Source organism: Paraburkholderia sp. UYCP14C (genome assembly GCF_004197395.1).
Classification (GTDB): Bacteria; Pseudomonadota; Gammaproteobacteria; order Burkholderiales; family Burkholderiaceae; genus Paraburkholderia.
This window is the reverse complement of record NZ_SELS01000041.1, coordinates 53647-79340: the sequence shown is the minus strand read 5'-3', so window position 1 is coordinate 79340 and position 25694 is coordinate 53647. Positions and strand designations below refer to the sequence as shown.

Here is a 25694-nt window from a genome sequence, read left to right as displayed (position 1 = left end):
TGCAGATCGTTGCCGGTCTTGCCGACCGTGCACAGCGCGGTGTTGCCCGCGGTCACGCCGGACAGCGCGACGGATTTTTTCGGCTTGAAGCCGCTTTGCGTCTGGTTGCCGCCCGTTGCGCCAGCGGCTTGTGTCGTCTCGCTCATCTTCCGCCTTCTCCTTTGTGCCGGCTCACCGCTGCCGTTTGAAAAACGCGTCGCTTATGTCGCCGGCTATCCGTTAGCGCCCACTTGCGCAAAAAGCGGCGCGGCTTCTTGCGGAACAGCGCGGCCGGTGGTCTGCGCGCGGCGCAGCACCGACCAGTAATAGCGGTAGCTCGCCCGGTCGTGCAGTGTATCGCCGTGACGCGTCGGGCCCCAATGCGCGGACTGCGCGGCCAGCAGGATTTCGGTGGCCGTCGCGATTTCTTCGTCGCGTGGCGCGAAAGCGGCGACGATCGCCTCGATCTGCGCCGGATGGATGCTCCACATGCGCGTGTAGCCGAACTCGTTGCGGGCTCGCTGCGCGTCGTTCGCGACCACGCTCATGTCGCGCACTTCGGTGCTGACGTTGTGCGACGGCACCTTGCCGTACGCATGGCAGGCCGCCGAAATCTCGAGCTTTGCTCGCCGCACGAGCGGATGATCGAACTGGCCCGGGGAGCGCATCGCGGTGTCGGGGATCGCGCCGTCGTGCGCGGAGACGAAGTCCATCAGGCCGAAGCTCAGCGCCTCGACGCCCGGCAGCGCGGCCAGTTCGAACACGCGCGTGAGCGCGCCGTGGGTTTCGACCAGCAACTGCACCGGCACCGGCTGCGCGATGCCGAGTTCGCGCCGCGTCGCTTCGATGAACGCGATCATTTCGGCGGCATCGTGGACGTTGCGGATTTTTGGCAGCGTGATGTAAGCGGGTGCGCGCTTTGCGGCACGCAGAATCAGGCGCACGTCGTCGCGCCAGTGCGCGTGAGCGAAGTCGTGGATGCGCACGCCGACGCGGCCGAAGCGGTCATGCTCGCTGCCCAGCAGCGATGCGACCAGTTCCGCGTGCTCGGCCTCGCGGCCGACCTGCGCGCCGTCTTCGCAATCGAGCGTGATATCAAACACCGGGCCGAGTTGCTGCTGTAACGCGAGCGACTTCAGCATCAGTTTTTCACTGCCCGCGTAGTGATCGCAGGCAGGCAGCACGGCGGGCGGCGCTTCGCCCTCAAACAGCACTTCGGCGGGTGTGAGAACGCGCATCTTCGGCGTGTAGGGCGTGGTGAGGAATAGGAATGTCGGATTCGGTCGTGCTCTGCGAGAGCGCCGTCGGGCACCGGCAAAGCACGTTCGAATCAGAGGCGAATGACGATGATCGCACAGCCATTCGCACGAAAAAAACCGGAACCCGCCGCGCTGACGCTTCGGAGTTCCGGTTCATCCGCATAGGCTGCTTAGCCGAGCAGGTGCTGAACGCCTTCGCGCTCTTCCAGCAGTTCCTGCAGCGTGCCGTCCATCTTTTCGCGCGAGAACGCGTCGATTGCCAGACCTTCGACGCGCTTGTACTCGCCGTTTTCGCAAGTCACCGGCACGCCGTAGATGATGTCTTCGGGGATGCCGTACGAGCCGTCCGACGGGATGCCCATCGTGACCCACTTGCCGTTCGTGCCGAGCACCCAGTCGCGCACGTGGTCGATCGCAGCGTTGGCCGCCGATGCCGCCGACGACAGGCCGCGCGCTTCGATGATCGCCGCGCCGCGCTTGCCGACCGTCGGGATGAACGTGTTGCGGTTCCATTCTTCGTCGTTGATCAGCTTGGTCAGGTCCTGACCTTCAGCCGTGGCGACGCGGAAGTCCGGGTACATGGTCGGCGAGTGGTTGCCCCACACGGCGAGCTTTTCGATCGACGCGACCGGCTTGCCCGACTTGGCGGCCAGTTGGGACAGCGCGCGGTTGTGGTCCAGACGCAGCATTGCGGTGAAGTTCTTCTTCGGCAGATCCGGTGCCGACTTCATCGCGATGTACGCGTTCGTGTTGGCCGGGTTGCCGACCACCAGCACCTTCACGTCGCGGCTGGCGACGTCGTTCAGTGCCTTGCCCTGAACCGTGAAGATTTCGGCGTTGGCCGACAGCAGGTCCTTACGCTCCATGCCCTTCGAACGCGGACGCGCGCCGACGAGCAGTGCAATGTCGGCGTCCTTGAACGCGACCTTCGGGTCGTCGGTGATCACGACGCCCGACAGCAGCGGGAATGCGCAATCATCCAGTTCCATCACGACGCCTTTGACGGCGGCTTGCGCTTGCGGCAGATCGAGCAGTTGCAGGATCACCGGCTGGTCCTTGCCGAGCAGGTCGCCATTGGCGATGCGGAACAACAGGGAGTAAGCGATTTGACCTGCGGCGCCGGTGACGGCAACGCGCTTTGCGGGCTTAGCCATTGAGAAATCTCCAGGACGATGCGTTAGACGCTAGGGAAAACGCCATTCTATATGCGCGTTCAGCGAAGCGTTATGAAACACGGCGGAATTCACTGTTCGCGTGCGGGCTCGGAATATGCCGAGCCCGGGCGGCGCGCTGCGGCAAGACCGCCGTGCCGGAAACCTGTACTGCCGAGCGGGAAGGAATGGACCCGATCTCACGCCGGGCCGGGGCCGCAACTGCACGCTGCGGGCTCCTGCGCACAGCGCGTTTCGGCAAGCGTCTGGCCAGCGGGTGCAACACGGATACAGCGCGCGAATGCAACGGATGGCGGCGAATCGAAACCAGGACTGCGTAGGGGACGGCATGGTGCAGAGTGGCTGCCGGAGCGTTGCGGCACTGCATCAGACAGCCGCCGCAAAAACCCGCAAACCCTTGCTCGACAAGGAGTGTAGGAGTCGAAACAGACAAAGTCAACAGTATCTTATGTCTTATATAAGACATATCTATCGACGGGAAAACCCTAGACGTCCCCCAGCCCTTTGTGATGAAATGCGCGCATGAATTCGAACCCGGCGAATCCTGTGAACCCGAATGGCCAGGGGGCCGCGGGCGAAGGTGTATCCGCTGTTTCTCCCGCCGCGTCGCCTACTTTCAGCCCTTTGTATCAGCAGATCAAAGGCTTGATTACGCAGAGCCTCGAAAGCGGCGAATGGAAGCCGGGCGAGATCATTCCTAGTGAAGTCGAACTGGCCGCGCGTTTCAAAGTGAGCCAGGGCACCGTGCGCAAGGCGATCGACGAACTCGCCGCCGACAACCTGCTGGTGCGCCGCCAGGGCAAGGGCACCTTCGTTGCGACGCACAACGAGGAACGCGCGCAGTTCCGCTTCCTGAGATTGCTCGCCGACGACGGCGCCGAGCATCCGCACGTGAGCCGTCTGCTCGAATGCCGGCGCCTGCGCGCATCGGCGGAAATCGCCCGGCAGCTCGATCTGAAGCCGGCCGATCCGGTCGTGCTGATCAAGCGTTTGCTGCAGTTCGACGGCGAAGTCACCGTGCTCGACGAGATCTGGCTGCCCGGCGCCGTGTTCCGCGGGCTCACGCTCGAACGGCTGTCGGAGTACAAGGGTCCTCTCTACGCGATGTTCGAGGCGGAATTCGGCACCCGCATGATTCGCGCGACGGAAAAAATCCGCGCGGTCGCGGCGGAGCCTTCCGTGGCGGACCTGCTGCAGGTGCCAGCGGGTTTTCCGTTGCTCTCGGTCGAGCGCGTGTCCTATACCTATGGGGACCGGCCGGTCGAAGTCCGACGAGGTTGGTATGTCACAACCGGGTACTACTATCAAAACGATCTGAGCTGAATCAGGTTGGAGCGAGGCGCGGCGTCCCACACGCGTGCCGATCGGAGGGCGCTTTCAATGCGCGCGCAGCAAAGGACCCACGGTGGTTTCGCTGCAGCGCGATATAAAAAGGCGCTAAAATTGCGGATTAGTGTGACTACATAGTAGGGGTCTAGCATGGCAGAAGCCGTAAAAAAACCGAGGCCGGAATTCCGGAACATCGGTATTGGGCAAATATTGACGGCATACCGTCTCCCGCTGGCGGGGCGCGTGTCGATTCTGCATCGCGTGAGCGGTGCCCTGTTGTTTCTCTTCCTTCCGTTCCTGCTGTTCCTCTTCGATCAGAGCCTGACCTCCGAACTGAGCTTCGAAGTCTTCAAGGGTTTCCTCTCCAACATCATCGTCAAGCTGATCACGCTGGTTCTCGCGTGGGCTTTCCTGTTCCACTTCTGCGCCGGTATCCGTCACCTCGTGATGGATACGAATCATGATGCGGTGTCGAAAGAGAAGGGCAAGTCGACCTCCGTCGTCGTGATCGTCGTATCGTCGCTGCTCACCATCGCATTCGCGGCAAAACTGTTCGGAGCATTCTAAAAAATGTCAGCCAATAACCGAATCGGTTCGAAGCGTCTCGTCGTCGGCGCGCATTACGGTCTGCGCGACTGGCTCGCGCAACGCGTCACCGCCTGCGTGATGGCGGTCTATACGGTGATTCTGCTCGCGTGGTTCTTCCTCGCGCGCGACTTCTCGTACGACGGCTGGGCGTCGATCTTCGCGACGCAGTGGATGAAGCTCGCCACCTTCGTCACGCTGCTCTCGCTGTTCTACCACGCATGGGTTGGTATCCGTGACATCTGGATGGATTACGTGAAGCCCGTTGGCACGCGTCTCGTCCTGCAGGCGCTGACGATCCTCTGGCTGCTCGCATGTGCGGGCTACGCTGCGCAGATTCTCTGGAGAGTATAAAAGCATGGTTGCAATCAAGAATTCTCTGCCGCGTCGCAAGTTTGACGTGGTCATCGTCGGCGCGGGCGGCTCGGGGATGCGCGCGTCGCTGCAACTGGCGCGCGCCGGTCTGTCGGTCTGTGTGCTGTCCAAGGTGTTTCCGACGCGTTCGCACACGGTCGCGGCCCAGGGCGGCATCGGCGCTTCGCTCGGCAACATGAGCGAAGACAACTGGCACTACCACTTCTACGACACGATCAAGGGCTCCGACTGGCTCGGCGACCAGGACGCGATCGAGTTCATGTGCCGTGAAGCACCGAACGCCGTCTACGAACTCGAACACATGGGCATGCCGTTCGATCGTAACGCCGACGGCACGATCTATCAGCGCCCGTTCGGTGGCCACACCGCGAACTACGGCGAGAAGCCGGTGCAACGCGCCTGCGCGGCCGCTGACCGTACCGGTCACGCGCTGCTGCACACGCTGTACCAGCAGAACGTTGCTGCCAAGACGCAATTCTTCGTCGAATGGATGGCGCTGGACCTGATCCGCGACGCCGACGGCGACGTGCTCGGTGTGACCGCGCTGGAAATGGAAACCGGCGACGTCTACATCCTCGAAGGCAAGACCACGCTGTTCGCCACGGGCGGCGCGGGCCGGATCTTCGCGGCATCGACCAACGCGTTCATCAACACCGGTGACGGCCTCGGCATGGCGGCCCGTTCGGGCATCGCGCTGCAGGACATGGAATTCTGGCAATTCCACCCGACCGGCGTAGCCGGCGCGGGCGTGCTGATCACCGAAGGCGTGCGCGGCGAAGGCGGTATTCTGCGTAACTCGAACGGCGAGCGTTTCATGGAGCGCTACGCGCCGACGCTGAAGGATCTGGCGCCGCGCGACTTCGTTTCGCGTTCGATGGACCAGGAAATCAAGGAAGGCCGCGGCGTGGGTCCGAACAAGGATCACGTGCTGCTCGACCTGTCGCACATCGGCGCCGAGACGATCATGAAGCGTCTGCCGTCGATCCGCGAGATCGCGATGAAGTTCGCGAACGTCGACTGCATTAAAGAGCCGATCCCGGTCGTGCCGACCATCCACTACCAGATGGGCGGTATTCCGACCAACATCAACGGTCAGGTCGTCGGTACGCCGCGCGGTCACGAAGAAGTCGTCAATGGCTTCTACGCCGTGGGCGAATGCTCGTGCGTGTCGGTGCACGGCGCGAACCGTCTCGGCACGAACTCGCTGCTCGACCTCGTGGTGTTCGGCCGTGCTGCCGGCAACCACATCGTCAAGCATGTGAAGGAACTGAAGGAACACAAGCCGTTGCCGGCAGATGCAGCCGACTTCGCGCTGTCGCGTCTGGCGAAGCTCGATAACTCGTCGTCGGGCGAGTACGCACAGTCCGTCGCGAACGACATCCGCGGCACGATGCAGAAGCACGCTGGCGTGTTCCGTACGTCCGCACTGCTGGCCGAAGGCGTCGAAGCCATCCGCGAAGTGGCGGCACGCGTCGACAACATCCATCTGAAGGACAAGTCGAAGGTCTTCAACACGGCCCGTGTCGAGGCGCTGGAAGTGGCGAACCTGATCGAAGTGGCACGCGCCACGATGGTCTCCGCCGAAGCGCGTAAGGAAAGCCGTGGCGCGCACGCGCAAAACGACTTCGAACATCGCGACGACGAAAACTGGCTGCGCCATACGTTGTGGTTCAGCGAAGGCGATCGCCTCGACTACAAGCCGGTTCACATGAAGCCGCTGACCGTCGAATCGGTTCCGCCGAAAGCGCGTACCTTCTAAGGCACAAGTCAAAGGAATTCAGAGAAATGGCCAAGCGTACATTTGAAATCTACCGCTACGATCCGGACAAGGACGCCGCACCGCGCATGCAAACGTATGAAGTCGAAATCGACTCGCACGAACGCATGCTGCTCGACGCGCTCGTCAAGCTGAAGGCGCTCGACGAAACGCTGTCGTTCCGCCGCTCGTGCCGTGAAGGCGTGTGCGGTTCGGACGCAATGAACATCAACGGCAAGAACGGCCTCGCGTGCCTGACGAACCTGAACGACCTGCCGCAGAAGATCGTGCTGCGTCCGCTGCCGGGCCTGCCCGTCGTGCGTGACCTGATCTGCGACTTCACGCAGTTCTTCAACCAGTATCACTCGATCAAGCCGTACCTGATCAACGATACGCCGCCGCCGGAAAAGGAACGTCTGCAGTCGCCGGAAGAACGCGACGAGCTCGACGGCCTGTACGAATGTATTCTGTGCGCGAGCTGCTCGACGTCGTGCCCGAGCTTCTGGTGGAATCCGGACAAGTTCGTCGGCCCGGCCGGTCTGCTGCAGGCCTACCGCTTCATCGCGGATAGCCGCGACCAGGCAACCGGCGAGCGCCTCGACAACCTGGAAGACCCGTATCGTCTGTTCCGTTGCCACACGATCATGAACTGTGTCGACGTTTGCCCGAAGGGCCTGAACCCGACCAAGGCAATCGGCAAGATCAAGGAATTGATGGTTCGCCGAGCTGTCTAGTATCAATGAGCCCCGCGCTCCCTGGCGTGGGCCGCCCCCAAGAGGGCGGTCCGTGCGGCTGGGCACGGCGCGGGGTGTACCGACATGACCGAAACATCGCATCAGTCCGACCCTCTCCGCCGCGCGCGTCTTCGCTGGCGCGCCCGTCGGGGCCTGCTGGAAAACGACCTGATTTTCGAGCGTTTTTTCAGCCGATATGAGCATGACCTCAGCGATGCCGACGTGGGCGCACTCACGCGCCTGCTCGAGCTGAGCGATAACGACCTGATGGACTTGCTACTCGCGCGCAAGGAACCAGAAGGCGATCTAGCCGACCCGGACGTGGTCCGGGTTCTGGAGTTGCTGCGCAACGCTTGAGCGCCGCCAGTCCGTTGTTCCAGGCGTGCAATTATCGAAACCCTGTATCCATACTTCGATTGAGGATGTGCTATGACCCCGTCAGATGTTAAAGCCACGCTATCGTTCAGCGACAATTCGCCGAGCGTCGAAATGCCGATTTACAAGGGCACGATTGGCCCGGATGTAATCGACATTCGCAAACTGTACGGCCAGACCGGCAAATTCACGTACGACCCGGGCTTCATGTCAACGGCGGCGTGCAATTCGGCGATCACCTACATCGACGGCGACAAGGGCGAACTGCTCTACCGCGGCTACGCGATCGACAACCTCGCGCAAAACGCCGACTTCCTCGAAACCTGCTACCTGCTGCTGAACGGCGAGCTGCCGAACCAGAAGCAGAAGGCCGAGTTCGTGCACACCGTTACGAACCACACGATGGTGCACGAGCAGATGCAGTTCTTCTTCCGCGGCTTCCGCCGCGATGCGCACCCGATGGCGATTCTGGTCGCCGCGGTCGGCGCGCTGTCGGCGTTCTATCACGACTCACTCGACATCAATAATCCGCATCACCGCGAAGTGTCGGCGATCCGTATGATCGCGAAGCTGCCCACGCTGGTCGCAATGGCGTACAAGTACAGCATCGGCCAGCCGTTCGTGTATCCGAAGAACGACCTGTCGTACAGCGCGAATTTCATGCGCATGATGTTCTCGAACCCGTGCGAAGAGTACAAGGTCAACGACGTGCTGGTGCGCGCGCTCGACCGCATCCTGATCCTGCACGCGGACCACGAGCAGAACGCATCGACGTCGACCGTGCGTCTGGCCGGTTCGTCGGGTGCGAATCCGTTCGCGTGTATCGCAGCGGGTATCGCGTGTCTGTGGGGCCCGGCGCACGGCGGCGCGAACGAAGCCGCGCTGAACATGCTGGAAGAAATCGGCTCGGTCGACAACATTCCTGAGTTCATCAAGCAGGTGAAGGACAAGAATTCGGGCGTGAAGCTGATGGGCTTTGGCCACCGCGTGTACAAGAACTACGATCCGCGCGCGAAGCTGATGCGCGAAACCTGCCACGAAGTGCTCGAAGAACTGGGCCTGCACGACGACCCGTTGTTCAAGCTTGCAATGGCGCTGGAAAAGATCGCACTCGAAGACGAATACTTCGTGTCGCGCAAGCTGTACCCGAACGTCGACTTCTACTCGGGTATCGTGCAGCGCGCGCTGGGCATTCCGACGTCGATGTTCACGTGTATCTTCGCGATGGCACGTACGGTCGGCTGGATCGCGCAGTGGAACGAAATGATCGCCGATCCCGAGCAGAAGATCGGTCGTCCGCGTCAGCTGTTCATCGGCGAGACGCTGCGTGAAGCGAAGCCGATCGCTCAGCGCTAATCGCTGATCGGCATCCATATTCGCGCGTCGTCGCGGCATTCGTGCCGCGCACACACGCGAAATCGGAATGAATCAAACGCCTCAACGGGTCTACCGTTGGGGCGTTTTCATTTCCGCGGCCGCTGTGGGTCGCGCATGCGCCGCAACGGCGTCGCTGGCCTTCACGTTTGCCGGGTAACCTCGATACAGGTATCGCCACTACCAGCCAACTCCATGTTTTTTATCGGTTTTTCCGACGGTTGAGCAGCCCATCGCGGTGCTCAGCGTGGCATAATCGATCGACACAGTCAGCCCGCAGTCATTACTACCCCGCATACCATGGCACAGACTCTCTACGACAAATTGTGGAACACGCACGTGGTCCACACGGAAGACGACGGCACCACGATTCTCTATATCGACCGTCATCTGCTGCATGAAGTGACCAGCCCGCAGGCGTTCGAAGGCCTGAAGATGGCCGAGCGTCCGGTGTGGCGCATCAGCGCGAACCTGGCCGTGTCCGACCACAACGTGCCGACCACGGACCGCAGCCACGGCATCGCCGATCCGGTCTCGAAGCTGCAGGTCGACACGCTCGACACGAACTGCGACGCCTACGGCATCACGCAGTTCAAGATGAACGACCTGCGTCAGGGCATCGTCCACATCATCGGACCGGAGCAGGGCGCCACGCTGCCGGGTATGACGATTGTCTGCGGCGACTCGCACACGTCCACCCACGGCGCGTTCGGCGCGCTCGCGCACGGCATCGGCACGTCGGAAGTCGAGCACGTGCTGGCCACGCAAACGCTGCTGCAGAAAAAGAGCAAGAACATGCTCGTGAAGGTCGAGGGCCAGTTGCCGCGCGGCTGTACGGCGAAGGACATCGTGCTCGCGATCATCGGCAAGATCGGCACCGCCGGCGGCACCGGCTATGCGATCGAATTCGGCGGCTCGACGATCCGTTCGCTGACGATGGAAGGTCGCATGACGGTGTGCAACATGGCGATCGAAGCGGGCGCGCGCGCCGGCATGGTCGCCGTCGACGACACCACGGTCGAATACCTGAAAGGCCGTCCGTTCTCGCCGCAGGGCGTCGAGTGGGATCACGCGGTCGAGTATTGGAAGCAGTTCAAGTCGGACGACGGTGCACATTTCGACCGCGTGGTCGAACTGAACGCAGCCGAAATCGTGCCGCAGGTCACCTGGGGTACGTCGCCGGAAATGGTCACGCCAGTCGACGGCCGCGTGCCGGATCCGGAGCGCGAGAAGGACCCGGTCAAGCGCGACGCGATGGAGCGCGCGCTCAAGTACATGGCGCTCGAGCCGAACGCGCCGATCGAGTCGATCAAGCCGGATAAAATCTTCATCGGGTCGTGCACCAACGCGCGCATCGAAGACATTCGCGCCGCGGCTTACGTCGTGAAGAAGCTCGGCCGCCGCGTCGCGCCGAACATCCGTCTGGCGATGGTCGTGCCGGGTTCGGGTCTCGTGAAGGCGCAGGCGGAGCGTGAAGGCCTCGACAAGGTCTTTACCGACGCGGGTTTCGAATGGCGCGAGCCGGGCTGCTCGATGTGTCTCGCCATGAACGCCGACCGGCTCGAGCCGGGCGAGCGCTGCGCGTCCACGTCGAACCGGAACTTCGAAGGTCGTCAGGGCGCCGGTGGCCGCACGCACCTGGTGAGCCCCGCAATGGCCGCGGCTGCAGCCATCGAAGGGCATTTCGTCGACATTCGCAAGCTTGGATAAATCGCATGATGAAGAACATGAATCGCATCACTCTTTTGCGCCGCTTCGCACTCGGCACGCTCGCCGGGTTTCTGCTCGGTCTGGCCGGCTGCAACACGGTGCACGGATTCGGCGAGGACATGTCGCACCTCGGCAATTCGATCAGCAATCACGCTGAGAAATAAGCGGTTTTTGATTTTTGCCGGCGATGCGGCGGGGGTTTCCAACCGCCAGTCGCATCGCCCGGTCCTGAACAGGCGCAAGCGTCATGGATAAATTCATCGTACATACCGGCGTCGTGGCGCCGCTCGATCGCGAGAACGTCGACACGGACGCGATCATCCCGAAGCAGTTCCTGAAGTCGATCAAGCGTACGGGTTTCGGTCCGAATGCGTTCGACGAATGGCGCTACCTCGACCACGGCGAACCGGGTCAGGACAACTCGAAGCGTCCGCTGAATCCGGACTTCGTGCTGAACCAGCCGCGCTACCAGGGCGCTTCGGTGCTGCTGGCACGCAAGAATTTCGGCTGCGGCAGCTCGCGCGAACACGCGCCGTGGGCGTTGCAGCAGTATGGCTTTCGCGCGCTGATCGCACCGAGCTTCGCCGATATCTTCTACAACAACTGCTTCAAGAACGGCGTCCTGCCGATCGTGCTGACCGAACAGCAGGTCGATCATCTGTTCAACGAAACGTATGCGTTCAACGGCTTCGAGCTGACGATCGACCTCGAAGCGCAAGTCGTGCGCACGGCCGACGGTGGCACCGAATATCCGTTCGAAGTCGCGGCGTTCCGCAAGTACTGCCTGCTGAACGGTTTCGACGACATCGGCCTCACGCTGCGTCACGCGGACAAGATCCGCCAGTTCGAGGCGGAGCGTCTCGCGAAGCAACCGTGGCTGAACAATCGCCTCGTCCGTTAAGCGAACCCGTGAGGGCGTAGGGGCCTGAGGTCCGTGCGCCCGCGTCGGTTTGCGCCAGAAAGACCTGAACAAATCATCAAGGAATTCGCATGAAGATCGCAGTGTTGCCGGGCGACGGCATCGGTCCCGAAATCGTCAAGGAGGCCGTCAAGGTCCTGAACGTGCTCGGCGAGAAGTTCGAACTCGAAGAAGCGCCGGTCGGTGGCGCGGGCTACGAAGCGAAGGGCCACCCGTTGCCCGACTCGACGCTTGCGCTCGCGAAGGAAGCCGACGCGATCCTGTTCGGCGCGGTCGGCGACTGGAAATACGACAAGCTCGAACGCGCGTTGCGCCCCGAGCAGGCGATTCTCGGTCTGCGCAAGCACCTGGAGCTGTTCGCGAACTTCCGTCCGGCGATCTGCTATCCGCAACTCACGGGTGCGTCGTCGCTGAAGGAAGAGATCGTTTCGGGTCTCGACATCCTGATCGTGCGCGAGCTGAACGGCGACATCTACTTCGGCGCGCCGCGCGGCGTGCGTTCGTCGCCGGACGGCCTGTTCGCCGGCGCGAAGGAAGGTTTCGACACGATGCGCTATTCGGAACCCGAAGTGCGCCGCATCGCGCACGTCGCGTTCCAGGCGGCACAAAAGCGCGGCAAGAAGCTGACGTCGGTCGATAAAGCCAACGTGCTCGAAACGTCGCAGTTCTGGAAGGACGTGATGATCGACGTGTCGAAGGAATATGCGGACGTCGAACTGTCGCACATGTACGTCGACAATGCCGCGATGCAGCTCGTGAAGGCACCGAAGTCGTTCGACGTGATCGTGACCGGCAACATGTTCGGCGACATCCTGTCCGACGAGGCGGCCATGCTGACCGGCTCGATCGGCATGCTGCCGTCGGCGTCGCTCGACAAGAACAACAAGGGCTTGTACGAGCCGTCGCACGGTTCCGCGCCGGATATCGCCGGCAAGGGCGTTGCGAATCCGCTCGCCACGATCCTCTCCGCCGCAATGATGCTGCGCTATTCGCTGAATAAGGCGGAGCAGGCCGATCGCATCGAAAGCGCGGTGAAGAAGGTGCTCGAACAGGGCTACCGCACCGGCGACATTCTTACCCCGGGTTGCAAGCAGGTCGGCACCGCCGCGATGGGCGATGCCGTCGTGGCCGCGCTGTAAAACGCGTGTAACGCGTGCGCTTGCAGGGCGGGCGCACGCGGTAGTCAGGTCATCAAATATTGGCCTTTAAAGTGCGAATTGGCCCTGAAACAGGCCGATTCGCGCGTCATACGGCGAAGGACGCCGCCAGTTTTCCGTTTTCGTGTATATTGCTGTGATGGCTCAGATCTCCCAAATCTCCTCGATTTCCAAATTGCACGGCACAACGGCCCGTGCGATCGAGTTCGCCATTACCATCAAAACCATTACCCCGAAAACGATCACGAAGCGCTGATCGTCCGTCGTGCCCGCCCATCTTCCCCGCGCGGTCACTGCGGGCAAAGATGCGGGGAAGTTTCCATTCGAAGGGTATGAAGTCATGAACGTAGGTCTCGTAGGTTGGCGCGGCATGGTCGGCAGCGTCCTGATGCAACGCATGCAGCAGGAAGGCGATTTCGACTTGATCGAACCGGTGTTTTTCAGCACCAGCAACGCGGGCGGCAACGCGCCGTCGTTCGCCAAAAACGAGACCAAGCTCAAAGATGCGACAAGCATCGAAGACCTGAAGAAGTGCGACGCGATCATCTCGTGCCAGGGCGGTGACTACACGAACGAAGTGTTCCCGAAGCTGCGCGCGGCAGGCTGGAACGGCTACTGGATCGACGCGGCATCGTCGCTGCGCATGAAGGACGACGCGGTCATCATTCTCGACCCGGTCAATCTCGACGTAATCAAGAACGCGCTCGTCAAAGGTCAGAAGAACTTCATCGGCGGCAACTGCACGGTCAGCCTGATGCTGATGGCGCTGGGCGGTCTGTTCCGCGAAAACCTCGTCGACTGGATGACGGCCATGACTTACCAGGCCGCATCGGGCGCGGGCGCGCAGAACATGCGCGAACTGCTGTCGCAGATGGGGACGCTGCACGGCGCGGTGAAGAACGAACTGGCCGACCCTGCTTCGGCGATTCTCGACATCGACCGCCGCGTGCTCGAAGCGATGAACAGCGACAGCATGCCGACCGACAACTTCGGCGTGCCGCTCGCGGGCTCGCTGATTCCGTGGATCGACAAGGATCTCGGCAACGGCATGTCGAAGGAAGAGTGGAAAGGCGGCGCGGAAACCAACAAGATTCTCGGCAAGCCGGCCATGGGCACGCCGGGTTCGATTCCGGTCGACGGTCTGTGTGTGCGGATCGGCGCAATGCGCTGCCACTCGCAGGCGCTCACGATCAAGCTGAACAAGGACGTGCCGCTCGACGAAGTGAACAGCATCCTCGCGTCGGGCAACGACTGGGTCAAGGTCGTGCCGAACGAGCGCGAAGCGTCGATGCGCGATCTGTCGCCGGCGGTCGTCACCGGTACGCTGACGGTGCCGGTCGGACGCGTGCGCAAGCTCGCGATGGGCGGCGAATATCTGTCGGCCTTCACGGTAGGCGATCAGCTGCTGTGGGGTGCGGCTGAACCGCTGCGTCGTATGCTTCGCATTGTGCTCGACAAGTGAAGTAAACTACGCGCTTACGACGCGTAGACTACTCAAGAAGCGTCGCGCTTGCGCGGCGCTTTTTTCATTGTGTGCTCCGATCATCTTGTCTCTTTCCACTCGCAAAAAAAGGCTGCGCGCTGACGCGCCAGGAGTCCCGATGAACTTTCGACGCTCCGCTCTTCGGGCTATGTCCATTCGTCACGAGAAGTTGCGATTCATCAGCCGTCCGGCGGCGTTGGCCGCTAGTGCGGCTTTCGCCCTCGCGCTGCTCTGCGGTGGCGCAGGCAATGCGCTGGCCGCGCCGGCCAGCACTACGAGCGCGCCGGATGCCGCTTCCGCTGTCAGTTCCGCTACCGCTGTCGTTGCTATCGCCGCGGGCACTCAATACACGGTACACGCAGGGCAGTCGCTGAACGACGTCGCGATCGCTATCACGCAGTCGCATGACCGGGCGGTACTCGCGCGCGCGACGCACGCATTGTTCGATACGAATCCGAACGCGTTCATGAATCACGATCCGAGCCGGGTGCGTGTGGGAGCGGTGCTGATCGTGCCGGCGCTCGATGCGTCAGGAGCCCTGGCGGCATCGTCGACTGGGGTCACGGCCGGGGCATCGGACTCAACGGCGGCGGCGCCTGCTTCCGCTTCGGCGGCGGCTGCCGCCAGCACGGCGGGCGCAGTCGCGCAGGTCAACGCCGTTGCCGCGAGTGCGGCGAGCGCTGCGGCTGAAGCGACGACGTCAGCAGCCGCATCCGCGGTCTCAGGCGCGGCCAGCGCGGCGGTATCGACGGGCGCCGCGGCGGGCGGCCTGGTTTCGTCCGCGCCAGTGGCCGGTTCGGCGCCCGTGGCGTCGAGTGGCACGCAGGAATCGGCGGGATCGGTTCAACCGTCGGCGAGCGCGCCTGCTGGGCAAGCGCCGTCGGCGGCGAGCACAGCCGCGCAGGCGGCTTCGCAGCCGCATCCGCAGGTGTCGAGTCTGCAGCAATTGCTGGCGCTGAAAAACCGCGTGCTGATGGAGTTGCAGAAGCACGGCATCGGCGGGGCGTCGGTCGCTTCGGCCCCAACGCCGACGAGCGCTGCGCAGCCGGCAGCGGCAGGTTCCGCGGCAACCGTGCCAGTGGCACCGCAGCACGCGAATGTAGTGACGTCGCCGTCGAATCAGGGCGGCATGTCTCAGCGCGATCTGAGCATCGCCGCGGCGGTGGGCGCAGCACTGATCGTTCTGCTCGCTGCTATGCGCATGGGTCGCCGCAAGCGCGAAAAGGAAGCTGCGGCGCGGGCCGCCGAGGCAACTGATGGGGAAATGGCGAGATCGGTGAGTGAGGCCGATTCCCGCGATGGCAGCGCGGTGACAGGGCAGGCGGCGATCACGGAAGGAGCGGACGCGCGAGATCAAGAGGTTGCGCGGCAGGCGGCAGTGGCGGCAGCGGCGGCAGCCGCAGAGCATGCGGCTGCGGAACGTGCGGCAGCCGAGCAGGCAGCGGCAGAAAGCGCGGCGGCGGAGCGGGCAGCTGCGGAGCGCGCGGCGGAGGAGGCAGCGGCGGAACACGCGGCGACACAAAGGGCAGCAGCCGAGCAAGTTGCGGCGGAAAATGCAGCAGCCGAGCGAGGCGCGGAAGAGCGGGCTGCGGCCGAGGAGCGAGCCGCGGCGGAACGCGCAGCAGCCGAGCAAGCCGCCACCGAACAAGCAGCAGCACACACCTCCGCAGAACGTGCGGAAGCGGAACGCGCATCAGCAGAAAGCGTCGCATCCGAGCGCACGGCAGAGGAGCAGGCGGCACAGCAAGGCGGCACGCCCGAACCCACCGCACCGACGGCGCCACTCGCCAGCATCCCGCCATTCAGCGCAAGCGAACCGCCCACTGAACCACCGGCGCTCGCACCGGTCCACGACGAGACACTGCGCTCCGCAGCCACGGCCGCCAATCTCGCCGCCGCTGCAGAGCTCGGCGCGGACGCATTGCCGCTGGGACCGCTCGAACCGGTCGCCGGCGCGACGCAGGACGAGAACACGCATCACCTGCAATGGGACGAGGCATCCACAGAAAGCCCGACGACAGATAAAGCGACCGGCGCGACCACATCCCCGAGTCCAAGCCCAGCAGAAACGCCCTCGACCGCACCGCACACCGCGACGGCCGAACCGCAGTCCCCCTTGAACGTTCCACCCCCAGTGATCGATTTCACGCAACACCAGATCGGACCGCGCGCCACCACGTCGTTCGGTCAGCCGTTGGGCGACATCCCCGTGCCGGCGCAACCCGCACCGTTCGCACCGACCGAATTTCCGCGCGACGCCGTCGACGCGTTTGGCAGCCTGAACATGCCGCTGCCGCCGCGCATCGAGGTACCCACTTTCGGCGAAGCAGAGCGTTTCACGTCGCTGTCGACGCAACCGGTCGCATCGCCCGATACGACCGCGCAGCAGGCCTTCGGCGTCCACGACGCGGACGACGACGCGTCGCACATCGCCGACCAGATCGCCGCCGGAACAGCAGGCCACGGCGCCGTCGCGGGTCTCGGCGCGGCCGGCTTCGGCGCGCTGAAGCTCGACTTCGACCTCGAGTTGCCGCCGAGCCCGGCGCAGCCGTTGCCGGCCTTCACGCCGGCCGATCTCGGCCGCATCGCGCGCAACAAGCTGGAATTGGCCTCCGAGTACATCGAGCTCGGCGATCTGGCGGGCGCCCGCGCGCTGATCAACGAAGTAATCGAAGCCAACGATCCAGCTACGCGCACCGAAGCCCGCGCGTTGCTTTCGACTCTCGCTCCGCTGTCGTGAAGCGCATCGCATTGGGCGTGCAGTACGACGGCGCCGCGTTCGCCGGATGGCAGTCGCAGCCGCATGGCAACACGGTGCAGGACGAGCTCGAAGGGGCGTTGCGCGAATTCACGCGCACGCCCGTACAGACGATCGTAGCCGGCCGCACCGACCGCGGTGTGCATGGCTTGGGCCAGGTCGTGCATTTCGACACCGAACTCGATCGCGTCGACATCTCCTGGGTGCGTGGCCCGAACGCGTTTTTGCCGAAGACGATCGGCGTGCAATGGGCCAAGCCGATGCCCGACGATTTTCATGCGCGGTTTTCGGCATTCGAGCGCACCTATTACTACATGCTGTACGTCAGTCCGGTTCGCTCGCCGATGCTCACGACGCGCGCCGGTTGGGTGCACACGCCGCTCGACGTCGACGCGATGCGCTCGGCCGCCGAGCACCTGATCGGCGAGCATGACTTCTCGGCGTTTCGTTCGTCGCAATGCCAATCGAAGACGCCGTTCAAGCATCTGTACCAGATCGACGTCAAACGGCAAGGTAACTTCGTGCATTTCCGCTTCCGCGCGAACGCGTTCCTGCATCACATGGTGCGCAACGTGATGGGCTGTCTGATCGAAATCGGCAGCGGCCGCCGCCCGGCCGCGTGGATGGCCGAGGTGCTCGCGAGCCGCAGCCGCGATTGCGCGGCACCGACCTTCATGCCCGACGGCCTGTATCTCGCGCAAGTGGGCTATCCTGAGCAATTCGGCGTGCCCGACCCGGCGACGGGCAGCGTGCCGTGGAGCAGCGTATGGACCGAACAACCGGAAACATGAAAGCAACAGAGAACCCCGCCGACCAGGCCGACGCCACCGCCTCGCAAAGCGTGCCGCACCGCACGCGCATCAAGCTGTGCGGACTGTCGAAACCCGCCGACATCGCGCACGCGATCGACCTCGGCGCCGACGCGATCGGCCTCGTGTTCTATCCGCCGAGCCCGCGCTCGGTCAGCGTCGCGCAAGCGGTCGAACTCGTGCACGATGTGCCGCCCTTCGTGTCGGTCGTCGGTCTGTTCGTCAACGCGACCGCGGAATGGGTCCACGAAGTTGCGAGCAACGTGAACCTGACGCTATTGCAGTTCCATGGCGACGAGACGCCGGAGCAGTGCGAGTCGCTCGCCGGCGTTGCGGGTTTGCCTTGGTTGCGTGCGTTAAGGGTGGCGGCGGATACTCGACCGGCCGATTTGGTAAAATCGGCCTTCAACTATTCAGCAGCCAGTGGTCTTCTGTTCGACACCCATGTCGAAGGCTACGGCGGCGGCGGGAAGGTTTTCGATTGGTCACTTATTCCAGCAGAGCTCGCGCATCGGGCCGTTTTGAGTGGTGGGTTGAACACGCAAAACGTCAGTGATGCGATCCATCGCGTGCGCCCGTACGCGGTCGATGTCTCGAGCGGCATCGAAGTGCCGGGCGCCCGGGGCGTGAAGGATCACGCCCGGATGGCGGCGTTCGTACGCGCGGTGCGCGCCGCGGACGCTGAATGATTCAGGCTCGCGGGCGCTTTCCGATGAAAGCCGCGAGCCATCCTGAGAAGAGTGATCATCATGTATAACTTGCCTGACGAAAGAGGCCACTTCGGCCAGTTTGGCGGCGTGTTCGTCGCTGAAACGCTGTTTTCCGCACTCGACGAGCTGCGTGAAGCGTACGAGAAATATCAGAAAGACCCGGAATTCGTCGCCGAATACGAGCGCGAACTGAAGTATTTCGTGGGTCGCCCGTCGCCGATTTATCACGCACAGCGCTGGAGCGAATTGCTCGGCGGCGCGCAGATTTATCTGAAGCGCGAAGACCTGAATCACACCGGCGCGCACAAGATCAACAACGTGATCGGCCAGGCGCTGCTCGCCAAGCGCATGGGCAAGCCGCGCGTGATCGCGGAAACCGGCGCCGGTCAGCACGGCGTGGCCACGGCGACGATCTGCGCCCGTTTCGGTATGGAATGCGTGGTCTACATGGGCGCCGAGGACGTGCGCCGCCAGGCCGCCAACGTCTATCGCATGAAACTGCTCGGCGCGACGGTCGTGCCGGTCGAATCGGGCTCGCGCACGCTGAAGGACGCGCTGAACGAAGCGATGCGCGACTGGGTCACCAACGTCGAAAACACGTTCTACATCATCGGCACGGTCGCGGGTCCGCATCCGTATCCGATGATGGTGCGCGACTTCCAGCGTGTGATCGGCGACGAATGCCGCGAGCAGATGCCCGAACTCGCCGGTCGTCAGCCGGATGCCGTGATCGCGTGTGTTGGCGGCGGTTCGAATGCGATGGGGATCTTTTATCCGTATATCGACGACAAGTCCGTGCAGTTGATCGGCGTGGAAGCAGCCGGCGACGGCATCGAAACGGGTCGTCATGCGGCATCGCTGATCGGCGGTAGCCCTGGGGTGTTGCACGGCAACCGTACGTATCTGCTGCAGGACGAAGACGGCCAGATCATCGAGACGCATTCGGTGTCGGCAGGTCTCGACTATCCGGGCGTCGGTCCCGAGCATGCGTGGCTAAAAGAGAGCAATCGCGCGCAATACGTCGGCATCACCGACGAAGAAGCGCTGAAGGCGTTCCACGATTGCTGTCGCATCGAGGGCATTATTCCTGCGCTGGAGTCGAGCCACGCGCTCTCGTACGCTACGAAGCTCGCGCCGACCTTGTCGAAAGACAAGATTCTGCTGGTCAACCTGTCGGGCCGCGGCGACAAGGACATGCACACGGTCGCCGAGCGATCGGGCATCCAGTTCTGAGCCGCAACGATGCGTGACGAGTTCGACGAGCCGCAGCCGGCAATTGAAACCGCGAATCCGGGCACCGAAATATCGGTGGCCGAGGCATGTGCGCCAGTATTGGCTCAGGTGCCGGCCGGCATTCAGCTGTTGAACCGCGATTTTCTGACCGATGTAGCGAACATTCCCGACGGGTCGATCGACCTGATCGTCTGTGATCCGCCGTATGGACTGGGCAAGGACTATGGCAACGACTCGGACATGCGCACGGGCGAGGAATTTCTCGTCTGGACGCGTGGCTGGCTCGAGCTTGCCGTGCCGAAGCTCAAGCCGACGGGTTCGCTCTACATTTTCTGCACCTGGCAGTACGCGCCGGAAATCTTCAGTTTCCTGAAGACGAAACTCACGATGGTCAACGAAATCATCTGGGACCGGCGCGTCCCGAGCATGGGCGGCACCACACGCCGCTTCACGTCGGTGCACGACAACATCGGTTTCTTCGCGGTGTCGAAGGACTATTTCTTCGATCTCGATCCCGTCCGCATCCCGTACGATGCAGTCACGAAGAAGGCGCGTTCGCGAAAGTTGTTCGAAGGAAGCAAGTGGTTGGAGCTTGGCTATAATCCGAAGGATGTCTGGTCGGTCTCGCGTCTGCATCGGCAGCATGCCGAACGCGTTGCGCACCCGACCCAGAAACCTCTGGAAATCGTCGAGCGGATGGTGCTGTCCAGCTGCCCGAAGGGCGGTCGCGTGCTCGACCCGTTCATGGGCAGCGGCACCACCGCAGTCGCTTGCGTCCGTCATCAGCGCGAATTCGTCGGCTATGAGATCAACGAGAGCTATTGCGCGATAGCGCGCGAGCGCGTCAGCGCCGCCGCTACGCCTGCTGCGCCGCGTCGGACCCGAGCTAAGCCGAAAGTGCAGCCTTCGACCGAAGTGCAGTGAAAAGCGCGAAATGCGCTGTTAAGTTCGCTGAACAGCGCGCTGCGATGCGTGCGCAGTAGCCCTAACTCGAGAATACTTCCATGTCCCGTATCAAGAACACGTTTGCCGCGCTGTCCGCCCAGGGTAAGAAGGGCTTGATCCCGTTCATGACCGCTGGCGATCCGGACCCGGCCCGCACGGTCGAATTCATGCACGCGCTCGCCGCCGGCGGCGCCGATGTGATCGAGCTTGGCGTGCCGTTTTCCGACCCGATGGCCGACGGCCCGGTGATCCAGCAGTCGTCTGAACGTGCGCTCGCGAAGGGCGTGACGCTGCGCCGCGTGCTGGCCGACGTCAAACGCTTCCGCGAAACCGACGACAAAACCCCCGTCGTGCTGATGGGCTATGCGAATCCGATCGAGCGGATGGGCGCCGAGGCCTTCGCGAAAGCCGCGCAGGAAGCCGGTGTCGATGGCGTACTGGTAGTCGACTATCCGCCTGAAGAGTGCGCCAACTTCGCCGAACAGATGCAATCTGCCGGTATTGATCCGATCTTTTTGCTTGCGCCGACTTCAACCGACGAACGGATCGCCGAAGTCGGCCGGATCGCCAGCGGCTACGTCTACTATGTGTCGCTGAAAGGGGTCACCGGCGCCGCAAATCTGGACGTTTCCAGCATCGCGAGTAAAATCCCGGCCATCAAGTCTCGCGTTCCCCTGCCGGTGGGCGTCGGTTTCGGCATTCGCGATGCGCAAACGGCGCGTGCGGTGGGCGAGGTGGCCGATGCCGTCGTGATCGGCAGTCGTATCGTTCAATTGCTCGAACAGGCAGCGCCCGACACCGCTGCCGAGACGCTCACGCGTTTCGTTGCCGAAGTGCGCGAGGCGCTCGATAGCGTCGCTACAGCCCGATAACAGTTATTTTTGTCGCGGTAACGTGAGCGGCGGGCTCGTCCCGCCGTTCGCGCGACTGCTGACCCAGAAGGATTCCCTATGAGCTGGCTCGATAAGCTGCTGCCGCCAAAAATCAAACAAACCGACCCGAAGAACCGCAAGGGAATTCCGGAAGGCCTGTGGATCAAGTGCCCGTCGTGCGAAGCCGTGCTGTATCGCAACGACGTCGAGGCCAATCTGCATGTTTGCCCGAAGTGCGACCATCACATGCGCATCGGCGCGCGTGAGCGGCTCGACAGCCTGCTCGATCCGGAAGGCCGCTACGAAATCGGCCAGGAAATCGTTCCGGTCGACGCGCTGAAGTTCAAAGATAGCCGCAAGTACCCGGAGCGCCTGAAAGAGGCGATGGACGAAACCGACGAAACCGACGCAATGGTCGTGATGGGCGGCGCGATTCATACGCTGCCGGTCGTCGTGTCGTGCTTCGAGTTCTCGTTCATGGGCGGGTCGATGGGTTCGGTGGTCGGCGAGCGTTTCGCGCGCGGCGCACAGAATGCACTCGAACAGAAGGTGCCGTTCATCTGCTTCACCGCTTCGGGCGGCGCGCGGATGCAGGAAAGCCTGCTGTCGTTGATGCAGATGGCGAAGACCACCGCGATGCTAACGAAGCTGGCCGAAGCCAAGCTGCCGTTCATCTCGGTGCTGACCGACCCGACGATGGGCGGCGTGTCCGCGAGTTTCGCGTTCCTCGGCGACGTCGTGATCGCCGAGCCGAAGGCGCTGATCGGCTTTGCCGGTCCGCGCGTGATCGAACAGACCGTGCGCGAGAAACTGCCGGAAGGCTTCCAGCGCGCCGAGTTCCTGCTGCAGAAGGGCGCGGTCGACATGATCGTCGATCGTCGCAAGCTGCGCGAAGAGATCGCGCAATTGCTGGCGCTGTTGAGCCATCAGCCGGCGGACGCGGTCGCTTAAAGGCCGGCCAGCTCCGCAATTGCTGCTGTTTCGCCGCGGTGTCGAAAACGCGGCGCAGAGCAGCGAAGCGATCAAAAAATAGCGCGCCGCGTGAGCAATCAAGCGGCGCGCTGTCATTTCCGGGATAATTACGGTCGCCTGCGATGTGGCGACGGTTGAACCCGAAGCTGTGGCGGCTCGAGGTGCGGGTTTGTGCGCATAAACCGCGCGGCCGCTTCCGCTCCTGACCGGCTGCGTTCGGCGCCCGCCAACCGCGACCATCTGACCAGCATCCTTTGCAGCGCTGCAGAACCGAACCACCGCGACTCACTCAAGATTCACCCGATGACGACATTCCCCACCCTCGACGCGTGGCTCACGCACCTTGAATCCGCGCATCCAGTCGGCATCGACATGGGTTTGGGCCGCATCTCCCAGGTACGCGATGCGATGAAGCTGTCGTTCGCCTGCCCGATCATCACAGTCGGCGGCACGAACGGCAAAGGCTCGACCTGCGCGATTCTCGAAGCGATTTTGCTACGCGCGGGCTATACGGTCGGCTGCCACACGTCGCCGCATCTGCTGTCGTTCAATGAGCGGGCGCGCATCAACGGCGCGATGGCAAGCGACGCTGATCTGCTGCCGCACTTCGAAGCCGTCGAAGCTGCGCGCCAGAGCCTCGCCAATCCGGTCACGCTGACCTACTTCGAATTCACGACGCTCGCGATCATGCGTCTGTTCGCGTCGCGTGGCCTCGATGCCGTGATTTTCGAAGTCGGCCTCGGCGGTCGTCTCGACGCGGTCAATATCCTCGATACCGATTGCGCGATCATCACGAGCATCGATCTCGATCACACCGACTATCTCGGCGATACGCGTGAAAAAATCGGGTTCGAAAAAGCCGGCATTTTCCGCCCCGGCAAACCGGCGATCTGCGCGGACCCGGTGCCCCCGCAGTCGCTGATCGATCACGCGGAAAAGATCGGCGCGCAATTGTGGCTGTTCGGCCGCGATTTCCGCTACGAAGGCCAGGCCGGCAGTGAGCGCCAGCAGTGGAGCTATGTCGGCCCGACACTGCGGCGCTCGGCACTCGCCTATCCGTCGCTGCGCGGCGCGAATCAGCTGATCAACACGTCGGCGGCGCTGGCCGGGCTAGAAGCTTTGCGCGACCGGCTGCCGGTGTCGGCGCAGGACATCCGGCTCGGCATCGCCAATGTGGATTTGCCCGGCCGTTTTCAGGTGCTGCCGGGCAAGCCGTCCATCGTGCTCGACGTCGGCCACAATCCGCATGCGGCCGCGGTGCTCGGTCAGAATCTCGGCAACATGGGCTTTTTCCCGTACACCTACGCGGTGTTCGGCGCGATGCGAGACAAGGACATTGCCGGTGTGCTCAGTCATCTGAAAGGCGAGATCGATCACTGGTGCGTGACCGATCTGCCGACGCCGCGCGCGGCGTCTGCGCAGGAGCTCGAAACCGCGTTGCGCGAGCTGGGCGTGGAAGACAGTACCGACAGCAGCGTCACACGTTTTGAAACACCGGCACAGGCTTTCCAGGACGCGCTAAAACGTGCGTCAGAGAATGATAGAATTGTGGTTTTCGGCAGTTTCTATACGGTAGCGGGCGTGATGGCCTACCGGAAATCGCAGCAACACTGAGCGGGCACCAGGCTCGAACCAAGCGATTCATGGGAATTTTCTCGTTCGGCAAGAAAGACGACGCGCCCAGCCGGCGCGGCGCAAATACCAGTTCCAATCGGGCCGCCCGGGGTGAGCGCGTCGAGCGGCGCACCCGCCGCACCGAGCGCGCCGTCGATGCAGATGCGATGCTGCTCGACCCCACGTTGCCGGAAAAGCAGCGCGCGCGTCGCCGGCTCGTCGGTGCAATCGCACTGGTCGTCGCGGCGGTGATCATCCTGCCGATGGTGCTGGATTCGCATCCTAAGCCCGTTACCGACGACATCTCGATCGACATCCCGAGCCGGCCCGCGCCGAAGCTCTCCAGATCCACCGCCAACGAAGACGTGCAAGCCGGCGTCGCGCCGGACAATCCGCCGGCCGCCGACACGGGCGTCGCCGCATCCAGCCTCGCGCCGGCAACGACCGCAGCGACCACCGCAGCAGCCTCGGCCGCCACCGCGAAGCCAACTCAATCGACTCAATCGACCGCAGCGAAACAGGGCACGACCCCGTCCGCTGCAACCGGCACCGTTACCGCCGCGGCGCCGAAGCCCGCCGCGAAGCCGCAAACGCAGTCGCTCGCCGCCAACACCGCGCCCGCTGCTCCCGCCAAACGGACCAAGGCACCCGCCGCCGCACCGTCAGCATCGGCCGACGACGACGCGAACCCGGCCGCCGCCAGCGCCGACGCGAACTCCGGCACGCCGGCCTCGCCGCCGGGCAACCGTTTCGCGGTGCAGCTTGGCGCGTTCTCGAACGAAGCGAACGCGCGCAATTGGGCCGCGAAGTTGAAAGCGGCGGGCGTGCCCACATATACCGAGCATAGGAAGCAAGCCGACGGCTCGACGCTGACATTGCTGCGTGCCGGCCCGTTCGCCGACCGGGCCGCGGCCACCGCCGCAGTCGCGAAGGTCCGCGAGGCGGGCCTGGTGTCGGGCTCGAACGGCGGCAGCGCACAGTAAGCGAGCGATGTTCACTGCCTTCGACTACGCTGTAATGGCGGTGATCGGTTTGTCGGCGCTGCGAGGCGCCTGGCGCGGTTTGCTGTCGGAAGTGTTTGGATTGATCGGCTGGATCGCGGCGTTTTTCCTCGCTTGCGAGTTCGTGGGCTACGTGGTCCCGTATATTCCGTCCACCTGGCCGGGCGGCGCATTGACGCAGTGGCTGCTGGCTTTTTCGCTCGTGGTGATCGGCGTAGTGCTGGTCGCGAGCGTGGTGAGCGCGATGCTCAGCCGCCTCGTGCAGGTCACGGGACTGGGCGGTGCGGATCGCTCGCTCGGTTTGATGTTCGGCCTCGTGCGTGGGGTCGTTCTGGTGCTGATTCTGGTCGCCCTCGCAGGCTTGACCGAACTGCCCAAACAGGAATTCTGGCGCAACGCGCTGCTTCGTCCGTATGCGGTTGCGGGCGTACGCGCAATGAAACCGCTGCTGCCCGAGGCGCTCGCCGCATACGTCCATGTGGACGATTTGGGCGCCCCGAGCAATGCGCAACAGGACTCCGGCGCATACCGGCTGCCTTGACGTCGTAGCGCGTCCCGTCGCATCGAAGCGCG

Annotated in this window: 25 protein-coding genes and 1 pseudogene; 22 read left to right on the top strand and 4 right to left on the bottom strand. The window is 63.3% G+C overall.

Annotated features, from left to right (window positions below; genetic code table 11):
• The 3 genes and pseudogenes from EVC45_RS29775 to EVC45_RS29765 all read right to left on the bottom strand — a co-directional run.
• A pseudogene (locus EVC45_RS29775) lies at positions 1–146 on the bottom strand (2-methylcitrate synthase); the annotation flags it as partial.
• A 66-nt stretch (positions 147–212) separates the two neighbouring features.
• Entirely contained in the window at positions 213–1217 is a 1005-nt protein-coding gene (locus EVC45_RS29770) for a CoA ester lyase (RefSeq protein ID WP_129961772.1), read from the bottom strand.
• A 191-nt stretch (positions 1218–1408) separates the two neighbouring features.
• Complete coding sequence (locus EVC45_RS29765; RefSeq protein WP_062128179.1) at positions 1409–2392, bottom strand: malate dehydrogenase; 984 nt, start codon at positions 2390–2392, stop codon at positions 1409–1411.
• A 540-nt stretch (positions 2393–2932) separates the two neighbouring features.
• On the opposite strand from EVC45_RS29765, the gene EVC45_RS29760 reads away from it, so the two are divergent.
• The 11 genes from EVC45_RS29760 to leuB all read left to right on the top strand — a co-directional run bounded on the left by EVC45_RS29760 (position 2933) and on the right by leuB (position 12706).
• Positions 2933–3733, top strand: coding sequence for a GntR family transcriptional regulator (locus EVC45_RS29760; protein WP_129961771.1), 801 nt, complete (start codon positions 2933–2935; stop codon positions 3731–3733).
• Between the two features lie 156 nt (positions 3734–3889).
• Complete coding sequence (gene sdhC / locus EVC45_RS29755) at positions 3890–4306, top strand: succinate dehydrogenase, cytochrome b556 subunit (RefSeq protein WP_129961770.1); 417 nt, start codon at positions 3890–3892, stop codon at positions 4304–4306.
• 3 nt (positions 4307–4309) lie between these two features.
• Positions 4310–4678 (top strand): succinate dehydrogenase, hydrophobic membrane anchor protein, encoded by a 369-nt coding sequence (gene sdhD, locus EVC45_RS29750; protein ID WP_129961769.1) that lies wholly within the window; start codon positions 4310–4312, stop codon positions 4676–4678.
• Between the two features lie 4 nt (positions 4679–4682).
• The gene (sdhA, locus tag EVC45_RS29745) at positions 4683–6458 is read left to right on the top strand and encodes a succinate dehydrogenase flavoprotein subunit (RefSeq protein ID WP_129961768.1); all 1776 of its coding nucleotides are present in this window, start codon (positions 4683–4685) and stop codon (positions 6456–6458) included.
• 26 nt (positions 6459–6484) lie between these two features.
• Entirely contained in the window at positions 6485–7189 is a 705-nt protein-coding gene (locus EVC45_RS29740; protein ID WP_129961767.1) for a succinate dehydrogenase iron-sulfur subunit, read from the top strand.
• Positions 7190–7273: 84 nt separating this feature from the next.
• Positions 7274–7546, top strand: a complete 273-nt coding sequence (locus tag EVC45_RS29735) for a succinate dehydrogenase assembly factor 2 (protein WP_018424116.1) — start codon at positions 7274–7276, stop codon at positions 7544–7546.
• A 72-nt stretch (positions 7547–7618) separates the two neighbouring features.
• The gene (gene gltA / locus EVC45_RS29730) at positions 7619–8920 is read left to right on the top strand and encodes a citrate synthase (RefSeq protein ID WP_129961766.1); all 1302 of its coding nucleotides are present in this window, start codon (positions 7619–7621) and stop codon (positions 8918–8920) included.
• 318 nt (positions 8921–9238) lie between these two features.
• On the top strand, positions 9239–10648 hold the full coding sequence (leuC, locus tag EVC45_RS29725) for a 3-isopropylmalate dehydratase large subunit (RefSeq protein ID WP_129961765.1): 1410 nt from the start codon (positions 9239–9241) through the stop codon (positions 10646–10648).
• Positions 10649–10653: 5 nt separating this feature from the next.
• Entirely contained in the window at positions 10654–10812 is a 159-nt protein-coding gene (locus EVC45_RS29720) for an entericidin A/B family lipoprotein (protein WP_129961764.1), read from the top strand.
• 83 nt (positions 10813–10895) lie between these two features.
• Complete coding sequence (leuD, locus tag EVC45_RS29715; RefSeq protein ID WP_018424120.1) at positions 10896–11549, top strand: 3-isopropylmalate dehydratase small subunit; 654 nt, start codon at positions 10896–10898, stop codon at positions 11547–11549.
• A gap of 89 nt (positions 11550–11638) precedes the next feature.
• Entirely contained in the window at positions 11639–12706 is a 1068-nt protein-coding gene (leuB, locus tag EVC45_RS29710) for a 3-isopropylmalate dehydrogenase (RefSeq protein ID WP_129961763.1), read from the top strand.
• A gap of 162 nt (positions 12707–12868) precedes the next feature.
• Here the strand turns inward: leuB and EVC45_RS45800 are convergent, their stop codons facing one another.
• Complete coding sequence (locus EVC45_RS45800) at positions 12869–13066, bottom strand: hypothetical protein (protein WP_168991556.1); 198 nt, start codon at positions 13064–13066, stop codon at positions 12869–12871.
• Here EVC45_RS45800 and asd point away from each other — a divergent pair.
• From asd to EVC45_RS29655, 11 genes are all read left to right on the top strand, one after another.
• Complete coding sequence (gene asd / locus EVC45_RS29705; RefSeq protein WP_129961762.1) at positions 13065–14186, top strand: aspartate-semialdehyde dehydrogenase; 1122 nt, start codon at positions 13065–13067, stop codon at positions 14184–14186. The two genes, EVC45_RS45800 and asd, sit on opposite strands and share 2 nt — an antisense overlap.
• Positions 14187–14325: 139 nt before the next feature.
• Positions 14326–16947: a FimV/HubP family polar landmark protein gene (locus tag EVC45_RS29700; RefSeq protein ID WP_129961761.1), complete on the top strand. Its 2622-nt coding sequence runs from the start codon at positions 14326–14328 to the stop codon at positions 16945–16947.
• Positions 16944–17756 carry a tRNA pseudouridine(38-40) synthase TruA gene (gene truA / locus EVC45_RS29695; protein WP_129961760.1) on the top strand — a complete coding sequence of 271 codons (813 nt, stop codon included), beginning with the start codon at positions 16944–16946 and terminating at the stop codon, positions 17754–17756. The genes EVC45_RS29700 and truA overlap by 4 nt, the downstream gene beginning before the upstream one ends.
• Entirely contained in the window at positions 17753–18463 is a 711-nt protein-coding gene (locus EVC45_RS29690; protein WP_129961774.1) for a phosphoribosylanthranilate isomerase, read from the top strand. Before truA ends, EVC45_RS29690 begins: the two co-directional genes overlap by 4 nt.
• 60 nt (positions 18464–18523) lie before the next feature.
• Positions 18524–19717, top strand: a complete 1194-nt coding sequence (trpB, locus tag EVC45_RS29685; protein ID WP_129961759.1) for a tryptophan synthase subunit beta — start codon at positions 18524–18526, stop codon at positions 19715–19717.
• Between the two features lie 9 nt (positions 19718–19726).
• Positions 19727–20641, top strand: a complete 915-nt coding sequence (locus EVC45_RS29680) for a site-specific DNA-methyltransferase (protein WP_129961758.1) — start codon at positions 19727–19729, stop codon at positions 20639–20641.
• An 80-nt stretch (positions 20642–20721) separates the two neighbouring features.
• Positions 20722–21534, top strand: a complete 813-nt coding sequence (gene trpA / locus EVC45_RS29675; RefSeq protein ID WP_129961757.1) for a tryptophan synthase subunit alpha — start codon at positions 20722–20724, stop codon at positions 21532–21534.
• Positions 21535–21612: 78 nt separating this feature from the next.
• A complete protein-coding gene (accD, locus tag EVC45_RS29670; protein WP_129961756.1) occupies positions 21613–22485 on the top strand; it encodes an acetyl-CoA carboxylase, carboxyltransferase subunit beta in 873 nt (290 codons plus the stop codon).
• A 324-nt stretch (positions 22486–22809) separates the two neighbouring features.
• Positions 22810–24120: a bifunctional tetrahydrofolate synthase/dihydrofolate synthase gene (gene folC, locus EVC45_RS29665; RefSeq protein WP_129961755.1), complete on the top strand. Its 1311-nt coding sequence runs from the start codon at positions 22810–22812 to the stop codon at positions 24118–24120.
• A 29-nt stretch (positions 24121–24149) separates the two neighbouring features.
• Positions 24150–25103: an SPOR domain-containing protein gene (locus EVC45_RS29660; protein ID WP_129961754.1), complete on the top strand. Its 954-nt coding sequence runs from the start codon at positions 24150–24152 to the stop codon at positions 25101–25103.
• A 7-nt stretch (positions 25104–25110) separates the two neighbouring features.
• The gene (locus EVC45_RS29655; RefSeq protein ID WP_129961753.1) at positions 25111–25662 is read left to right on the top strand and encodes a CvpA family protein; all 552 of its coding nucleotides are present in this window, start codon (positions 25111–25113) and stop codon (positions 25660–25662) included.
• The last annotated feature ends 32 nt before the right edge of the window (positions 25663–25694 follow it).

Excerpts from the sequence above, each read along its gene's own strand:
- leuD (WP_018424120.1), top strand. The coding sequence starts at position 10,896 with ATGGATAAATTCATCGTACATACCGGCGTCGTGGCGCCGCTCGATCGC.
- trpA (WP_129961757.1), top strand. The coding sequence starts at position 20,722 with ATGTCCCGTATCAAGAACACGTTTGCCGCGCTGTCCGCCCAGGGTAAG.
- EVC45_RS29765 (WP_062128179.1), bottom strand. The coding sequence starts at position 2,392 with ATGGCTAAGCCCGCAAAGCGCGTTGCCGTCACCGGCGCCGCAGGTCAA.
- EVC45_RS29660 (WP_129961754.1), top strand. The coding sequence starts at position 24,150 with ATGGGAATTTTCTCGTTCGGCAAGAAAGACGACGCGCCCAGCCGGCGC.
- sdhA (WP_129961768.1), top strand. The coding sequence starts at position 4,683 with ATGGTTGCAATCAAGAATTCTCTGCCGCGTCGCAAGTTTGACGTGGTC.
- EVC45_RS29740 (WP_129961767.1), top strand. The coding sequence starts at position 6,485 with ATGGCCAAGCGTACATTTGAAATCTACCGCTACGATCCGGACAAGGAC.
- leuB (WP_129961763.1), top strand. The coding sequence starts at position 11,639 with ATGAAGATCGCAGTGTTGCCGGGCGACGGCATCGGTCCCGAAATCGTC.
- EVC45_RS29770 (WP_129961772.1), bottom strand. The coding sequence starts at position 1,217 with ATGCGCGTTCTCACACCCGCCGAAGTGCTGTTTGAGGGCGAAGCGCCG.
- leuC (WP_129961765.1), top strand. The coding sequence starts at position 9,239 with ATGGCACAGACTCTCTACGACAAATTGTGGAACACGCACGTGGTCCAC.
- folC (WP_129961755.1), top strand. The coding sequence starts at position 22,810 with ATGACGACATTCCCCACCCTCGACGCGTGGCTCACGCACCTTGAATCC.
- sdhC (WP_129961770.1), top strand. The coding sequence starts at position 3,890 with ATGGCAGAAGCCGTAAAAAAACCGAGGCCGGAATTCCGGAACATCGGT.
- EVC45_RS29690 (WP_129961774.1), top strand. The coding sequence starts at position 17,753 with ATGAAAGCAACAGAGAACCCCGCCGACCAGGCCGACGCCACCGCCTCG.
- EVC45_RS45800 (WP_168991556.1), bottom strand. The coding sequence starts at position 13,066 with ATGACTTCATACCCTTCGAATGGAAACTTCCCCGCATCTTTGCCCGCA.
- EVC45_RS29700 (WP_129961761.1), top strand. The coding sequence starts at position 14,326 with ATGAACTTTCGACGCTCCGCTCTTCGGGCTATGTCCATTCGTCACGAG.
- gltA (WP_129961766.1), top strand. The coding sequence starts at position 7,619 with ATGACCCCGTCAGATGTTAAAGCCACGCTATCGTTCAGCGACAATTCG.
- EVC45_RS29680 (WP_129961758.1), top strand. The coding sequence starts at position 19,727 with ATGCGTGACGAGTTCGACGAGCCGCAGCCGGCAATTGAAACCGCGAAT.
- EVC45_RS29735 (WP_018424116.1), top strand. The coding sequence starts at position 7,274 with ATGACCGAAACATCGCATCAGTCCGACCCTCTCCGCCGCGCGCGTCTT.
- asd (WP_129961762.1), top strand. The coding sequence starts at position 13,065 with ATGAACGTAGGTCTCGTAGGTTGGCGCGGCATGGTCGGCAGCGTCCTG.
- accD (WP_129961756.1), top strand. The coding sequence starts at position 21,613 with ATGAGCTGGCTCGATAAGCTGCTGCCGCCAAAAATCAAACAAACCGAC.
- trpB (WP_129961759.1), top strand. The coding sequence starts at position 18,524 with ATGTATAACTTGCCTGACGAAAGAGGCCACTTCGGCCAGTTTGGCGGC.
- EVC45_RS29720 (WP_129961764.1), top strand. The coding sequence starts at position 10,654 with ATGATGAAGAACATGAATCGCATCACTCTTTTGCGCCGCTTCGCACTC.
- EVC45_RS29655 (WP_129961753.1), top strand. The coding sequence starts at position 25,111 with ATGTTCACTGCCTTCGACTACGCTGTAATGGCGGTGATCGGTTTGTCG.
- sdhD (WP_129961769.1), top strand. The coding sequence starts at position 4,310 with ATGTCAGCCAATAACCGAATCGGTTCGAAGCGTCTCGTCGTCGGCGCG.
- EVC45_RS29760 (WP_129961771.1), top strand. The coding sequence starts at position 2,933 with ATGAATTCGAACCCGGCGAATCCTGTGAACCCGAATGGCCAGGGGGCC.